Below are 15,360 nucleotides of genomic sequence, written 5' to 3' on the forward strand. Positions count from 1 at the left end.
AGGTGCAGGAAACAGCAGACGCCACGCACGCAAACCGGGACCGGCGCCCCGCGGCCACCCTCAGGATCGTTGAGACGGCCGGCAATGCTCTTCGCCTGGATTGCACGCTTCAGGGCAGCGCCAAGCCGTTGTGGGGGGTCAGGCCGCTGAGTTTTTCGGGGTTGACCTGGAAGCGCAGATTCTGGATGCGATCGTCGACGAGGTCGAACGTGAGGGCGCCGATTGTCTGTCCGCCGAGGGTGGCCAGGATGCCGAGCTCGCCGTTGATGATGGCCGGCTCCATGGTCAGCGTGGCCAGTTCGGGCTTGGCCAGGAAACCCACGATCCAGCGTGCGACGTGGTCGGTGCCGTGGAGAGGGCGGCGGGCGGCGGTGACCTTGCCGCCGCCGTCGGACCAGGAGGTGACGTCGGGGGCGAGCAGTTCCATGACGGCGTTCAGGTCGCCGCCCGCGCAGGCCTCCATGAACTGAGCGGTGATCTGCCGGCGCTGCTTCTGGTCGGCGTCGAAACGGGGGCGGCGGGCCTGGACGTGCTCGCGTGCGCGGTGGGCGATCTGGCGGACGGTCGGCTCGGGGCGTTCGAGGGTCTCGGCGATCTCGGCGTGCGAGTAGCCGAAGACTTCGCGGAGCAGGAAGACGGCGCGCTCGACGGGGCTCAGGGTTTCCAGGACGACCATCATCGCGGTGGAGACGCTGTCGGCCAATTCGGCCTCCGTGGCGATGTCGGGGGAGGTCAGCAAGGGCTCGGGGAGCCATGGCCCGACGTAGGTCTCACGGGTCGCCCGTGCGGAGGTGAGGCGGTTCAGCGACAGGTTGGTGACCGTGCGCACCAGGTAGGCCTTGGGGTGGCGGACCGTGCAGCGGTCCACGGTGCTCCAACTCAGCCAGGTGTCCTGGAGGACATCCTCGGCGTCGGTGACGCTGCCCAGCATGCGGTAGGCGGTGGCGAACAGCAGCCTGCGGTGCTCGATGTACGGGTCCTGCTCGTCCCTGGCGTCGACCATCGGCTCATGCTGCCAGCGCCGTATCGGGGCGGCAAGGTCCGAGATCATGGCGCCGGGAGCCGATGTGCCCGTCATGCCGCGGGCTTGCGGGTGGCGCGGCCGCCCTTGGAGACGATGGTGGTGACGTTCATGCGCTTGCTGAGCCGGTAGGTCGTGAGCGGGCTGGCGCTGACCATCTCCTTGTACGCGACGGCGCTCCGGCCGGTGAGGTGCATGCGGCGGGGAGTGTCGTCGGCCCTAGTGAACTGGATGACGGCATCACGGCGGCCGAGGCTGACCGGCTGATGGAAGTAGCCGAAGCGGAACGGCTTGACGGCCTTGCCGCGCACGAGCCGCGCGATGGTGTCGGCGGTGTACTGGGCGGTGGGCAGGCCGCTCTGGCAGGTGCCGTGGATCCGTCCCCAGGCCAGACGGATGGCGGCGGCGTCGCCGATGGCGTGGATCTCCGGGTGGGAAACGGAACGCAGCGTGGCGTCGACCAGGATGAGGCCGCGGTCGTCGGTGGCGATCCCGGCATCGGCGGCGAGCGGCGACACCTTGACGCCCGTGGTCCACAGGCAAAGGTCGGAGCGGACGAGCCGGCCGTCGGCCAGTTCGACGGCGTCGGGCAGCACCTTGGTGACACGGGCGCCGGTCTCCACAGTGACTCCGAGACGGTCCAGTGCGCGGTAGAGGTGCGCGCGGGCCTTGGCACCCATCATGCCGCCAGGCTCGTCCAGGCTGATCAGCGTGACGTTCAGGCCGGGCTGGCTCTCGGCGATCTCGGTGGCCGCCTCTACGCCGGTCAGGCCGCCGCCACAGACGGTGACCGTGCCGCCGGACGCGGCGACCTCCGTGAGCCGTGCGGCGAACCGACCGGCGATCTGCGGGTTGTTGAGGGTGAACGCCTGGGTGTCGGCGCCGGAAACCTTGCCGGTGTCGGTCGAGCTGCCCAGCGCGTAGACAAGCGTGTCGTATCCGAGGGTCTCGGCGCCGTCGACGGTGATCCGCCGGGCCTCGGGGTCGATGGCGGTGGCGGTGCCCTGGACGAACGTGACGCCGGTCCCGGCGAGCAGATCGGGGATCCGGTGCTCGGCCAGCTCCTGCCCGGCGGCGATCTGGTGCATCCGTAGCCGCTCGACGAACCGGCTCGAGGGGTTGACCAGAGTGATCTTCACGCCCGTCCGGCGAGTGCGGTGGGCCAGCCGGATGGCGCTGAACAAGCCCGTGTAGCCCGCGCCAAGGACGACGATGCGGTGGTCGGTGTTCATTGGATCTCCCAAGGTCGGGCACCGGCTTCGGTGTCGGTGACGCCCATGGGACAGACGACCCGCACCGGACGTGACAGGTCGCCGATATGAACCAGGTCACAGCGGATGCACGGTCGATGTGCTGCCAAGAACCCGTCGGATTCCTCCTCTGTACCGGGCCCGGCCGAAGCAGAACAGGACGCCGAGGAGGGCGAGGGCCGGCTGCCGCTGGTCGGCGGGAGCCCCGCCCATGGACCGGCCCTGTAAATCCCCTGCGCGAGCAGTCGGCGATGACTGGTCTGCCGGATGCGCGCCGCGGGCTCCGGCTCAGGCTGCCCGTCCGAAGCGGAGCGGGCGTGGCCGGGCGGGGGAAGTGTGCGACCGTGCGGCCCGCGGCTTCGGCCTGCATCTCACAGCGGCCCGACCTCCCCACCCACTCCGGACCAGCGAGCCTTCACCCGAGCGTCCAGACCACGACGACGTCATGTCGGCTTCAGGAACGGGTACTCAACGACGAGCTTGCCGCTCTCGGTCTCCGCCTCGGCGTACGGCTGGTCGAGCGTCTTGGTCTCCTCGGCCCGGGGCCGGGCATCGGAGCGCACGATTCAGATGTCCACGGCGCCCGAAGCCGCGGACCCGCCGCCCCACAGCGCCCCGCACAACCCTCTGAAGGGCCCGACGGCGGACGGCCGACGCGGCACCCTTCCAGGACGAGGCGAGGGGCGCGTTCTTGGGTGCCGGGTGGGCCAACGCCTTCTGCACCGCGGTGTCCAGGCCGCTTGCTCGGCGGCGTACGAACATGCTCATCGGCGGGTGCAGGCCGGTAGGAGACAGGCTGTGCGGCCCCCGGTCGATGCGGGCTCACCGGAGCATGACGGCAGGTCACCGTTCCCTTGTCGGGGCTGCGTTGTCAGTGGTGGGAGATACGTTCGAGGTCTTGGAACCGCTGTTGCACGACAGGAGTGGACGATGACCGAGAGCAGTGTGCTGCCCGCGCTCAGGGTGGTGCTGACGGACGTCAACGAGCGTGTGGTGGAGGCGTGGCGTGCCGCGTTCGCCGACACCCCCGGCATCGAGATCCGCAAGGGCTCGATCCTCGACGAGGACGTCGACGCCTGGGTCACCCCCACGAACTCCCGGGGCCGGATGGACGGCGGCGTCGACGCCGTCATCAAGCGGTACCTGGGGTCCGGCATCCAGGTGCGCGTCCAGCGCGCGATTCGCGACCGGTTCGCCGGAGCAATGCCGGTGGGCAGCGCGGTCTGCGTCCCGTCCGGCGCGACCGTCCCCCGGTACCTGATATCGACGCCGACGATGGTGCGGTCCTCGCAGAACGTGAGCGCCACGCTGAATGTGGCGCTGGCGTGCGCTGCCGCTTTCCAGGCCGTCCACCGGCAGAACCGGAAGAAGCCGGGCAGCATCCGGTCGGTGGCGCTCGTCGGGTTGGGGGCGCAGACCGGCCAGGTGCCGGCCCGGGTGTGCGCCAATCTGATGTGGACCGGCTACACGCTCTTCCACGACCACTGGTTCGAGGACGACGACGAGCTGCGCTCCACGATCATCTCCCAGCTCCACGGGATCGAGAACACGCCCGTCGACCAGCGGGTGCGCATCGTGCCGCCGACGGCCGTCACTCCCGTCGTCCCCGTCCCGGCCCCGGCCCCGGCGCCCGAGAGTGCCGCTCCCGCTCCTTCCTCTTCTTCTGCCACGACCAGCGAAAGCGCCTCCGCCATGGACGGATCGACGACGGGCGTCCCGGCTCCGGGCCAGCCGCCGCAGCCCCAGCCCGATGCGAACGACCCCCTCGCCCTGACCGAGCTCTTCGACGGCGGCGGGGAGGCCTGGCTCCCGCTGCTGAAGCCGGTCATCGAGGCGCAGCCGGACGCCGCGCGGTTCATCGGGAAGGGCCGCAGCCCCGAGGTGGTCCCGGTCCGCGAGCTGACGTTCCAGGCGCTCAAGCCGAACCCGCCGCACAAGTGGAAGGTCGTGGTCTTCGGCCAGAACCCGTATCCGCGGCCGGAGAGCGCCACCGGCATAGCCATGTTCGACAACACCTTCAGCGACTGGAAGGACAGTCAGTTCGGCCGGGTCGTCAGCATCCGGTGCCTCATCAAGGCGGCGGCGATGTGGAAGTACGGCATCGTCAAGAAGACCCCGATCGCCGAGGTGCGGGCGCTGCTGAAGGAGCGGGACACGGTCCAGCCGCCGGAGTGGTTCCAGGCGATGCTGACGCAGGGCGTGCTCCTGCTGAACGCGTCGCTGACCGCGAGCGGTGACGGGGCGATGGGGGCCGACCAGCACACGGCGTTCTGGCGACCGGTCGCCGAGCGGATCGTCGAGGAGATCCTCAAGGCCAAGCAGGACGCGGCAGAGGAGGACCGCGGAGTCGTGTTCGCGTGGTGGGGTGCGCACGCCCGCAGCCTGAAGCGGGTCGTCCTGCGGCTCCAGCAGAAGTACCCGGACGTGGAGGTCCGGCACCTCGACCACGCGAACCCGGCGGCACAGGGCGACATCTTCTGCGAGGGCGACCACTTCGCCCAGGTCAACGACGCTCTGGCCTCGCTGGGCGCCGACGGTGTCGACTGGCTGCCGAGCAAGGGGTGGAACGAGACGGCAGCCGGCGCGGGCGGTGCGGACGGGGCTGTCGCGGCACGCATGGGCGCTTTCATCGAGTCGACCATGAACCTGCACCAGCTGTACCTGGAGCGCCTGACCAGCGTCAAGGACGAGGGCCTGGTCCTGCCCGAGATCACCGGTGTCTTCGACACCCCGCTGATGGACTTCCAGGATGCCGTGGCCCCGGCCTCTGCGGTACTGTCCGGGCTCGCCGGGCACATCCTGCGCTCCCGCGACTTCGGCAAGCAGCGTGCGGACCAGGCGGCCGACGGGGCCTTGTCCGCCGACGCGATCGCCGCGCTCCACCTCTACACCTGTGAGTCGGCCTTCTACCGCGAGATCAACAGCGTTCTGCGTTCCCCCGACCGCACCAGGGTCACGCCCTACCTGCCGTACCTGCGGCTGCTGTTCTCGGCGGTCTCCAAGCTGCCGGCCTACACGCAGCCGCTGTGGCGCGGGGTGTCGCTGGACCTTCGGGCGCAGTACCCGGTGGGCCGGACGGTGACCTGGTGGGGCGTCTCGTCGTGCACCTCCGAGCTGAAGGTGGCCAGGGCGTTCTTGGGCAGTCGCGGCAAGCGAACCCTGTTCGAGGTGACGCCGGCCCGGGCGGTCGGGATCAAGCGCTTCTCCGCCTTCACCGGCGAGGAGGAGTACATCCTTACGCCGGGTACCCAACTCAAGGTGACGGAGGTGAAGAGCGAGCCCCGCGGGCTGTGCACGGTCCGGCTGAGCGAGGTCACGGACACCGCTCCCGTGGTGTCCTGAACCGCCTCTGTTCCAGGGCGCCCACGGTCGTGGTTGCCGGACGCTCGCGCCCGGCAACCACGGGGCAGAGGCCGACGCCGGTCCCGCCACTGCCTCTGCCGCAGGCCGGGGAACAGTTCGTGGACGGGTGGTCGAGTGCCCAGCGGGTGACGACGGTGTAGTGGCCGGTGGTGGCCATGACGTGGAAGACGTCGGCCTGTTCGAGTTCGCAGCGCCGGCCCGTGCGGAAGCCGAAGCCGTAGGCCGCAGCCGCCCACCCATCGACACGGGATACGGTCCGCGACCGCTGTTCGGACCATCGCCTTGGCCATGACCACTTTCGTCTCGAAGGCGATGCCGTCGTCGACGTCGGGCCGAGTTGCGGGCAGGACCACGGCGCCCAGGCGGCAGGCGCCCATACGCCGAAGCCGCGTTCGGCCACGTGCTCCCGCTCCCCCACCGCCAACCGCGGGGCGTCCCGGGCGACACCGGGGCGATGTTGGCGCAACCCACGTAAGCCACGCTACCGAGTGGTCCGAGGACGTCCACGCGGACGACGTGACGGCGGCGAAGAGCGCCCCGCCCGCCTCGGGCATACGGCTGAGTGACCACCGCCGGAGCGGGGGCGGCTCCGCTCCCGGCCGGGCCGGGCACAGCCCCCGGCCCGGGGTGAGGCTGCTCCAAGTGGAGGCGACGAGTGGTGGAAGCCCCTGCCCGAACGCAGGCTGGCGTACGCGCCCTGCCCGGCCGTGCGGCGGGGCGCAGCCATGCCGACCGTCCCCCGACCGGAGTGGCCAGGGACGTCAGAGAGACGAGATCACATGACGGAACACGACATCGGTTCCGGGCCCCTGCCCTCCTTCTCAGCGACCGGGACGCCCATACGGAGCAGGGCTCGGCGCATCCCTCCACGACTCGGCCCAAGGGCGCGTACGAAGGCGGCACTTCTCGCCGCGTGTCTGGGTGTCCTCGGTGCGCTCGGGACCACTCCGAGCAGCGCCTCGCCGCCCGTCGGCGGGCCGACGCCGGGACATCCGGCGCGGTTCGTGCCGGGCCCCTGCCCACGGACGCCCGAGCCGGTTCCCGGGCGGTGCGGGTTCCTGGAGGTCCCGGAGAACCGCGAGCGCACGACGGGACGGACCGTCCGGCTGGCCGTCGCCATCATCCCGGCGGCGTCGACGAAGCCTGCCGCGGACCCCGTGGTGTTCATGGAAGGGGGTCCCGGCGGAGACGCGTTCGGAGCCATCCCCTTCCTGATCGACTCCGGCGTGAACCGCGACCGTGAACTGATCGTCGTGGCCCAGCGCGGCACCCTGCACTCACAGCCGAACCTTGCCTGCCCGGAGTTGGACCGGTTCAACGCGACCGCCGTGGGTCTGCCCTACGACGCGCCGTCCACCGGACGGGGTCTGGTACGCGCGGCGAAGCAGTGCCGGGACCGCCTGACGGGCGAGGGAAACGACCTCAAGGCCTACAACACCACCGAGAACGCCGCGGACTTCGCCGCGCTGCGCAAGGCCCTGGGCATCAAGAAGTGGAACGTCTACGGCTACTCCTACGGCACCGACCTGGGCCTCACCTACCTGCGCCGGCACCCCCAGGGCATCCGCTCGCTGGCGATCGACTCGGTGGTGCCCCCACAGATCGTGAGCCTGCCGTGGGCCTGGGACAGCGCTCAGGAGGGGATCGACGCGATCTTCGCGGCATGTGAGGCCCAGCCCGCCTGCAAGTCCCGCTACCCGCACCTCTCCCGCACGCTCACGCAGCAGGTCCGGCGGCTGGAGGCGAACCCCCTGAGGTTGACGGTGCCACCGCCCGGTGGCGGAACCCCGGTGAAGGTCGTCCTCGACGGGGGCACGCTGGTGAACCTGCTGGTCACCAACGGTCGACTGGTACCGGCCGTCGACGTCCCCGCGGCGCTCTACGAACTCGCCGACGGCAACCCGGAGCGCCTCGCGCGCGCCCAGGCCGCCGGCGCGACGCCCGCCATCGGCGAGTTCGCCCACGGGCTGACGCACTCGGTGGCCTGCGCCGAGTGGGCCCCGGGCTTCTCGAAGCGTGACGTGCTGAAGGCGGGTCGCCGGGCCTTCCCCGGATGGCCGGACTCAGTGCTGGCCCACGCACCGCAGCTGCCCTTCGAGCACGACCTGTGCCGCGTCTGGAACGTCCCGGACCGCACCGCGGTCCAGCGGGTGGCCACCCGCAGCGACGTGCCCGCGCTCATCATCACCGGAACCTTCGACGCGAAGACCGGGGCGAGCTGGGGGCCGTACGCCGGCCGTACGCTGCCCCGCTCGACCGCCGTGCTGATTCCCGGAATCGGCCACTGGGTGGTGCCGCAGAACCCCTGCGCCGCGTCGGTCCTGCGCTCCTTCCTGGCGCGGCCGACAGCGCCCGACACCGGCTGCGTGCCGGGAGTCGAACCCAAGCCGTTCACCATCGTCCCCTGACCGGAGTACGCACGATGTCCCCTGGTACGACCCCCAGCCGGCGCCCCGCGCGGCGGCTACCGGCGACGCTGGCCGCGACCACGGCAGGCGCCCTCGTCGTCGGCCTCGCCGCACTGCCCGCACACGCCGAGTCCGGCAACGACGGCCCGATCGGCACGGTCGCCCGCACGGTGGGCGACGCCCGCTTCGAACCGGGCCCCTGTCCCAGGACGGCGGACCCGATCCCCGATCTCGCGCGCGCCCGTTGCGGCACCCTCACCGTGCCCGAGAAGCGTTCCAAGGCAAAGGAGGCCAAGGAGGCCAAGGGTCCCAGGAGCCACGCCGGCCGTAAGATCACCCTCGCCGTCGCGATCATGCCCGCGGAGAGCAGCAGCCCCGCGCCCGACCCGATCGTGTGGCTCGCCGGCGGCCCCGGCGACGACGCGGTGTCCGAGATCCCGATGGCGCTCGCCGGCCACCTGAACCGCGACCGCGACGTGATCTTCATGTCCCAGCGCGGCACCTACTCGGCCGACCCGGAGCTCACCTGCCCGAACATCGACCGGTTCAACGCCCGCGCCCTCGGCCTCGTCTCCAACGCGCCGTCCACCGGGCGCCTGCACGTCGAGGCGACCCGGGCCTGCCGCGACCGCGTGGACGCCCAGGGCGCCGACCGCAGCACCTACGACGACATCGAGAGCTCGGCCGACTACGAGGCCCTGCGCAGGACGCTGCGTGTCAAGAAGTGGAACGTCTTCGGGATCTCCTACGGCACCCACCTGGCCCTCAACTACATGCGCCTGCACCCGAAGGGCATCCGCTCGGTCGGCATCGACGGCATCCTGCCGCCGTCCATCGCCGGCGGGGCCGTGACCTGGAAGGCCGCACGCGAAGGCTTCGACGGCCTGTTCAAGGCCTGCGCGCGGCAGCCCGCCTGCAACACCCGCTACCCGAACCTGAAGGCCACCTTCCTCCGCCTCGTCAGTGAGCTGGAGGCCCACCCGATCACCACCACCGTCACGGTCCCGGTCCACCCTGAGCCGGTGAAGGTCGTGCTGGACGGGAGCAACCTGGTCACCTGGCTGACCTCGGCCACCCACGTGGCCGCCGGGGTGCCCCGTTCCATCGACGAACTGGCCCACGGCAACCCGCAGCGGATCGCCGAGCAGCTCGCCGGGGGCAAGTACAGCCCGCAGGCCATCGGCAGGGTCGCCCACGGGCTGGTGTACGGCGTCTTCTGTCGCCAGTGGACCCCGTACGAGAGCCGGGCCGACATCATCCGGGGCGGACGCCGCGCGTTCCCGTCGTTCCCCCGGTCGATGCTGGCCAACGCCCCGCAACTCGCCTGGCTCCACGACGACTGCCGTACCTGGGACGTCCCTCCGGCGCCCCCGTCGGTCCGGAACGTGACCCGCAGCGACATCCCGACCCTCGCCCTGTCCGGCGGGTTCGACGCCCAGACGGCGCCGAGCAACGGAGCCTACGTCGCCCGTACGCTCAGTCGCTCCACCACGGTCACGGTCCCCTACGTCGCCCACGTGGTGTTCGCCGACTCGCAGTGCGCGCAGACGATCACCACGTCGTTCTTCGCCCGTCCGACCGCGCCGAACACCAGTTGCCTCGCGGGACTCCAGCCGCCGCAGTTCGAGATCGCATCGTAAGGCGTCGGCCGGCGACCGCCACCCACGGTCCCGGAACCGCCGGGGCCCGCATCCGCCATGGTGGTGGACGCGGGCCCCAGCGGTGCAGGTCCACGGCACCAGGCCGGTGCGGCTGTTGTTGTCGGTGAGGACGCCACACCCTGTCATCGGCTCACGTCGAGTGGGAGGGGCCGGTCGACCCAGACGGTCGTACCGGGGCGTCGGGGTCGTGGGCCCCAGCACCGGCGAGGTGGTCGACGAGGAAGATCGGTATCGGGCCCCAACTGCTCTTCGACCACCATGAGATCGGCTTCGGAGATCACGCCCCAGACCCCGCTGTGGGCCGGCCGGCTCTCCGCAGCTCGTTCCGGATGCGACGCGAAGGTGGCTGTGGTGAGCTGAAGAGAGACTCCTTCATCGCCGGCCGGCTTCCTTGCTCGGGCGCGACGGCGAGGTGAATACGCCCTCGCCACGCGCCGCAAGGTTGAGCCCGATCGCACCCTAAAGGTGACTCCTTATGAACGTCTCGAAAAAATGCGCGGCAGCCCTGGTCACAGCGGCATTGTCGGGAGCCGCGGTGTTCGGTACGACTGGCTCGGCATTCGCACAGGAAGAACCCGCGGCGAGCCCTGTGACCGAGGTACTTCCAGGGACCGCGCAGGTGGGCGGCACGCTTGCCGGACCGTCGGCCCTGCCGTCGGTGGACGGGCCGAATCTGGATGATCTGGCGATGTTGATATCGCTGGTCTCGGACACCTGCCTCAATCCCTTGGCAGTCGAGCTGGGCATTTCGCCTGATGGGCGGACAGCGGCCGGCCTGACTCCGGAAGACATCGCGGAAGCACTTCTGGAGGCGGACATCACGAGAGTTGCCGGGGCTGTTCAAGTCTGCGTCGTAGGGCTTGCGACTCAGTTCCTCGGCGGGACTTTCTCACCCGAGGTGACGGCGCGCTACGCCCAGTTCTTGGGGATCGAGCTGAGTAGTCTCTTCTCCATCGGACCGGTCGGACCGGTCGGCTAGCAGCTCCGGAACCGGGCCGCATGACACACAGCCTTTCGCCCATGCGGGGCGATGCCGCGGCTATGGACCGCGGGCCGCGATGCGGGGTCAGCGATCGATGCGGAGCGGATACCGACGCGAGTGGCGAAGCGCGTCTCAAGACCGGTCAGGAATCGAGAAGCCCCGGCCGCCGCTCGGTCCCTATCGTGATGGCCATGGCAACCACCGCTTCCCCCGCAGCCCCCACATCCCTCGCGTGCCTCACCCTTGAGGTCGCCGACCCCGAAGCCGCCCTCCGCTTCTACAGCGCCTTCGGGGTGGACACGTACATACGCCTGCGAGCGTCCGAGGCGCACTCCACCGGATTCCGCGGCTTCACCCTGGCGCTCACGGTGTCCGGTCCGGCGACCGTCGACCACTTCGTCGGCGCCGCCGTGGACGCCGGTGCCACGGTGCTGAAGCCCGCCGCGAAGTCGCTGTGGGGCTACGGCGGAGTCGTACAGGCCCCGGACGGAACGATCTGGAAGATCGCGACCTCGGCGAAGAAGGACACCGGCCCCGCCACCCGCGAGATCGACGAGGTCGTCCTGCTGCTCGGCGTCGAGGACGTGAAGGCCACCAGGCAGTTCTACGTCGACAGGGGCCTGACCTTGGCCAAGAGCTTCGGGGGCAAGTACGCCGAGTTCACCGCCGGCCAGTCCAGCCCCGTCAAGCTGGCGCTGTACAAGCGCCGTGCCCTGGCCAAGGACCTCGGTGTCCCCGCCGACGGCACCGGATCGCACCGCCTCGTCCTCGGCAGCACCGCCGACGACTTCACCGACCTGGACGGGTTCGCCTGGGAGTCTGTCACCTCGCCCGCCCCCACGCCGCCCTGACTTCCTCGTTCTCCTTGGAGCCACGGGCGCAGCCGTCACTACTCCGACGCCCTGCGCCCCGGCGCGCTTCAGGGCGCGGTCGCCAGGGAGCCGGCGGCCGTGATGCCGCCGGTGGACGGTCAGCGTCGGCGGCCTCCCCGTGCGGACCAGCCGGTGCCGATGCCCGCGAGGTGCAGGGCCAGGGCGGTCAGGCCGAGCAACATCACGTTGGTCGAGCTGAAGACGTCGTTCGTGGAGATCTCGGCCGCGTTGATCAGGAAGGCGATGAAGAACAGGACTGCGGAGATGATGGCCGTCAAGGTGACCGTCCTTTCGGTCAGGGGGCTCGTCGCCCGCGTGTCGTCCGGATTCCCCGAGCCGCCGAACACACGCCGCCTGTCGACAACCTGCCTGCACGAGATGTCCACGGCCGCTTCACGACGGGACACCGACCTGCGTGGACGATCTCCGCGGTCGGGGGCGCTTGCCCTGCCATCAGGTTCACATCGCGGTCGCTCAGTGCCGGCCCCTCCCCTGCCGGTTGAGGTGTGCGACGGACCGACCCGACCGTGCACGTGCCTCAGCGATTGCGATCGAGTACGACGACGTCGTCGCCCATGCCGATGACGAGGTCCGGACCGGCGGCGGTCACGCACTGGGCCCGCGTCGGCAGCGCGACCGTCTCCCGGAGCCGTGCCGAAGCGAGATCCCAGACGTGGACCGTACCGCTGCCGTCCACGGTGATGGCGTCCGTACGGTCGTCCCGCGTGGCGCAGGCCACCGCGAGAACTCCTGACGGGTGTCCCTGGAGGGTGGATCGCAGGGTGCCGTCCGTCAGATCCCATACCTGTACCGCGGTGTCGTTCCCGCCCACGGTCAGCGCGTGCGGACGGCCGTCCAGGACGGTGCCGGCGAGCGCCCGTATCCAGTGGTGCCCTGTGTGGACGGTTGCGGTGACGCGTCGGCTTCTCCCCGTGAGCCTCCACAGCCGCAGGGCGGCGTCCTCGCTGCCCGTGAGGAGGTGGGGGCGGCCGTCGACGGTGACGGACTGCATGGCCCGCACCCCCGACCGGGTGCGGTCGGTGAGGAGCGGGTGCTCCACGTCCTCGTCCAGGTCCCACACGCGTACGGTGCGGTCCTGGTCGGAGGTGACCGCGTGGGGACGGCCGTTGACGTCCGCCCACGCCACGGCCTGCACCTGGTAGTCGGATCCGGGGAGGCCGCGAAGTCCGGTCCCCGCGGCGAGGTCCCAGACCCGGGCGGCGCCGCAGCAGCCTCCGACGGCAGCGTGGGGGCTGCCGTCGACCGTCGTGCACGCCAGCGCCTCCACACAGTGCCCGTGCGGCAGGGTGCGTCGTTCCGCACCGTCGGCCAGGTCCCAGACCCGTATCGTGGTGTCGCCTCCGGTGACGACGTGCTGACGTCCGTCGATCTCCACGGCGGCCACGGCTTGCACGGTCCCGGTGTGGCCCTTGCGTGCCGCGGGCAGGAGGGCGTCACCCAGGTCCCATACGCGCGGGCTCGCGGAATGGCCGCCGCTCACGGCGTACGGGCGCCCGTCGATCTCCGTGCAGGCCAGCACGTCCACATAGCCTTCGTGCCCGGTCAGGACCGCGCGCTCCGTGTCCTCGGTCAGGTCCCACACACGAACCGTGCGGTCACCACCGGCGGTCAGCACGTGGGGACGTCCGCCGAGCTCGACGCAACGCACGGAAGACACCCACGAGGTGTGCCCGCCCAGCACAGCGCGCTGCGAGCCGTCGGTCAGGCACCAGACCCGTGCGGCGTTCTCCCCACCGCTCCCGGTGACGGCGTGGGGGATGCCGTCGATCACGGTGCAGGCCACCGAGTACACGGCGGACGTGTGACCGGTGAGAACGGCCCGCTCGACGCCGTCCTCCAAGTCCCACAGCCGCACCGTGTTGTCGTAGCCGCCGGTCACGGCCACGGAGCGGCCGGCGACCTCGGCGAACGCCACCGCTCGAATCTCCTCGGTGTGGCCGGGCATCCGCGCACGTTCCGACCCGTCGACCAGGTCCCACACCCGGACCAGGCAGTCCTCTCCCCCGGTGACCGCGTGCGGCCGGCCGTCGATCACCGTGCAACCCACCGCGCGTATCCAGCCCTTGTGACCTCCGAGGGCGAACCGCTCGGCCCCCGTGTCCAGATCCCACACCCGTAGGCTGCCGGAGCAGGTTCCGGTGACGACATGGGGACGCCCGTCGATCATGGCGCAGTCCAGTGCGTAGACCCCGTCGTCCTCGGTGATGACAAGGCGTTCGGTGCCGTCCACCAGGTCCCACACGCGCACGTTCGAGTCGTAGCAGCCGGTCACCGCGTGGGGACGCCCGTCGATGACGGTGCACGCGGCGGCGTCCACGCCCAGCCCCGTCCGGGTGAAGCGCAGCGCGGGATGGACCATCGTGCCGGTCGCCCAACGCGGCTGCCACGGGCGGCCGCGGGACAGCTCCCGTGCGAGGCCGGTCTCACCGTGGCGCGCGGCATCGACGGCGAGGATGTCCCGCCTTTCGGGCAGGCTCGCGGTGGCGTGCACGTGGACGGACGCCCGGTAGATACTCCGCCGCACCAGCCCCTGGGACGAGCCAGGGATATTGAGCGCACGGAGCAGCCCCCGCGGGGCCGCGTGCACCAGGTACTCGGCGTCCTCCATCACTTCGTCCAGGACACCGGCCGCGACGGCGTGGGTGGCGAGATGGTCGACGATGTACGGTGCGGCAGCCGACCAGTCGCGGTGCCCGCTCTCCCCGTCACGGGGCACCTCGGCCAACAACGCGCTCGTGACCGCCCGTTGCGTCTGCCGCTCACCCGACCGATCTCCCTGGGCACGCAGCCGGTAGACCACACCCGCCGCTGTCCGCGTCTCGACCAGGAGTTCACCCACCCGGTCCCGGAACACGCTCACGTCCTGAGCCGTCCACGGACGACCCGACAGGGCGCGTGCCAGGACCACCCACAGGGCAAGAGGCAGACCCGCGCCTTCGGCGAACGCCAACGGCCGCAACAGCGCGGCTTCGTCGTCGGAATCCAGCGTCAGCCCGCCGGCTTCGCTGCTGTTCGCCATCGCCACACGCTCCTCGCAGCCCGTTTCACGACTCCGTCCCTCCCCGCGGCGGGTGGCCGGGTCACTCACCTGGCCACGGATGCTACAGACAGCCTCTGACAGTGCCGCGGCACGGCTTCCGCCGTCCTGGAAGCCTGGCTCCGGACCCGTTCGATCGGGGGCGGATTCAGCGATGACGTGGCCGGGGTCGCTCAGTCGCCGACGGGCCGCTCAAGAGATGCGCGCAGCAACTCGGCCATCGATCGGCCGGCCACCCGCAGAGGCTCCGGGTCGCGGGATGCCCGGGAGAGCACGAACGCACCTTCCAGCATCATGATCATCGAGCAGGCGAGCGACCGCGCCGAGTTCGGGTCGGTCACCCAGCGGCCGAACCACTGCTCTCCCGCGCCGACCCACTCCTCGAAGACGTCCGCCGTCGCGACTCTGAGGACCTCGTTGGTGCTCGCGACCTCCAACGCGACCGTGGCGATCGGGCACGCGTCGGCGTAGTCGTTCGCGGCGATGTCGTGCGCCGCGGCCTCGAAGGCGTGGGTGACGGACTCGACCGGGTCTGCGACGCTTTCCAGCAAGGCCAGCACCATTCGGCCGTACTCGCCCCCGGACGTGCGGATCGTCTCCTCGGCCAGCTGCTGCTTGCCGCCGGGGAAGAAGTGGTAGATCGAGCCGAACGGCGCGTCCGCCTCCGTCGCGATCCGCTTCAGCCCGGTGCCCGAGTAGCCGTTGCGGCGGAACAACGCCGTAGCCGCACCCTGAATCCTGCTCC

Annotated in this window: 10 protein-coding genes and 1 pseudogene; 5 read left to right on the plus strand and 6 right to left on the minus strand. The window is 70.8% G+C overall.

Annotated features, from left to right (window positions below; all coding sequences use genetic code 11):
• Positions 1–109 precede the first annotated feature (109 nt).
• Positions 110–1,003, minus strand: coding sequence for an RNA polymerase sigma-70 factor (locus tag IE275_RS39795; RefSeq protein ID WP_189717582.1), 894 nt, complete (start codon positions 1,001–1,003; stop codon positions 110–112).
• Between the two features lie 71 nt (positions 1,004–1,074).
• Positions 1,075–2,253, minus strand: a complete 1,179-nt coding sequence (locus IE275_RS39800) for an NAD(P)/FAD-dependent oxidoreductase (RefSeq protein ID WP_189717583.1) — start codon at positions 2,251–2,253, stop codon at positions 1,075–1,077.
• A 948-nt stretch (positions 2,254–3,201) separates the two neighbouring features.
• Here IE275_RS39800 and IE275_RS39810 point away from each other — a divergent pair.
• Positions 3,202–5,613 carry an ADP-ribosyltransferase domain-containing protein gene (locus tag IE275_RS39810; protein WP_229871065.1) on the plus strand — a complete coding sequence of 804 codons (2,412 nt, stop codon included), beginning with the start codon at positions 3,202–3,204 and terminating at the stop codon, positions 5,611–5,613.
• Positions 5,614–5,707: 94 nt separating this feature from the next.
• Here IE275_RS39810 and IE275_RS46320 read toward each other — a convergent pair.
• A pseudogene (locus IE275_RS46320) lies at positions 5,708–5,957 on the minus strand (IS701 family transposase); the annotation flags it as partial.
• An 843-nt stretch (positions 5,958–6,800) separates the two neighbouring features.
• Here IE275_RS46320 and IE275_RS39815 point away from each other — a divergent pair.
• The 4 genes from IE275_RS39815 (at position 6,801) to IE275_RS39830 (ending at position 11,536) form a co-directional block, all read left to right on the plus strand.
• Positions 6,801–8,042, plus strand: a complete 1,242-nt coding sequence (locus IE275_RS39815; protein WP_229871066.1) for an alpha/beta fold hydrolase — start codon at positions 6,801–6,803, stop codon at positions 8,040–8,042.
• Positions 8,043–8,056: 14 nt separating this feature from the next.
• A complete protein-coding gene (locus IE275_RS39820) occupies positions 8,057–9,682 on the plus strand; it encodes an alpha/beta fold hydrolase (RefSeq protein WP_189717585.1) in 1,626 nt (541 codons plus the stop codon).
• Positions 9,683–10,178: 496 nt separating this feature from the next.
• Positions 10,179–10,682 (plus strand): hypothetical protein, encoded by a 504-nt coding sequence (locus IE275_RS39825; protein WP_189717586.1) that lies wholly within the window; start codon positions 10,179–10,181, stop codon positions 10,680–10,682.
• 188 nt (positions 10,683–10,870) lie between these two features.
• The gene (locus tag IE275_RS39830) at positions 10,871–11,536 is read left to right on the plus strand and encodes a VOC family protein (protein ID WP_189717587.1); all 666 of its coding nucleotides are present in this window, start codon (positions 10,871–10,873) and stop codon (positions 11,534–11,536) included.
• Between the two features lie 119 nt (positions 11,537–11,655).
• Here the strand turns inward: IE275_RS39830 and IE275_RS39835 are convergent, their stop codons facing one another.
• From IE275_RS39835 to IE275_RS39845, 3 genes are all read right to left on the minus strand, one after another.
• Positions 11,656–11,835, minus strand: a complete 180-nt coding sequence (locus IE275_RS39835; protein WP_189717588.1) for a hypothetical protein — start codon at positions 11,833–11,835, stop codon at positions 11,656–11,658.
• A 260-nt stretch (positions 11,836–12,095) separates the two neighbouring features.
• Positions 12,096–14,597 (minus strand): WD40 repeat domain-containing protein, encoded by a 2,502-nt coding sequence (locus tag IE275_RS39840; RefSeq protein WP_189717589.1) that lies wholly within the window; start codon positions 14,595–14,597, stop codon positions 12,096–12,098.
• A 191-nt stretch (positions 14,598–14,788) separates the two neighbouring features.
• Complete coding sequence (locus tag IE275_RS39845) at positions 14,789–15,331, minus strand: TetR/AcrR family transcriptional regulator (protein ID WP_229871067.1); 543 nt, start codon at positions 15,329–15,331, stop codon at positions 14,789–14,791.
• Between the last annotated feature and the right edge of the window lie 29 nt (positions 15,332–15,360).

The organism is Streptomyces phaeofaciens (assembly GCF_014648915.1).
Lineage (GTDB): Bacteria > Actinomycetota > Actinomycetes > Streptomycetales > Streptomycetaceae > Streptomyces > Streptomyces phaeofaciens.

Excerpts from the sequence above, each read along its gene's own strand:
- IE275_RS39795 (WP_189717582.1), bottom strand. The coding sequence starts at position 1,003 with ATGGTCGACGCCAGGGACGAGCAGGACCCGTACATCGAGCACCGCAGG.
- IE275_RS39800 (WP_189717583.1), bottom strand. The coding sequence starts at position 2,253 with ATGAACACCGACCACCGCATCGTCGTCCTTGGCGCGGGCTACACGGGC.
- IE275_RS39810 (WP_229871065.1), top strand. The coding sequence starts at position 3,202 with ATGACCGAGAGCAGTGTGCTGCCCGCGCTCAGGGTGGTGCTGACGGAC.
- IE275_RS39815 (WP_229871066.1), top strand. The coding sequence starts at position 6,801 with ATGGAAGGGGGTCCCGGCGGAGACGCGTTCGGAGCCATCCCCTTCCTG.
- IE275_RS39820 (WP_189717585.1), top strand. The coding sequence starts at position 8,057 with ATGTCCCCTGGTACGACCCCCAGCCGGCGCCCCGCGCGGCGGCTACCG.
- IE275_RS39825 (WP_189717586.1), top strand. The coding sequence starts at position 10,179 with ATGAACGTCTCGAAAAAATGCGCGGCAGCCCTGGTCACAGCGGCATTG.
- IE275_RS39830 (WP_189717587.1), top strand. The coding sequence starts at position 10,871 with ATGGCCATGGCAACCACCGCTTCCCCCGCAGCCCCCACATCCCTCGCG.
- IE275_RS39840 (WP_189717589.1), bottom strand. The coding sequence starts at position 14,597 with ATGGCGAACAGCAGCGAAGCCGGCGGGCTGACGCTGGATTCCGACGAC.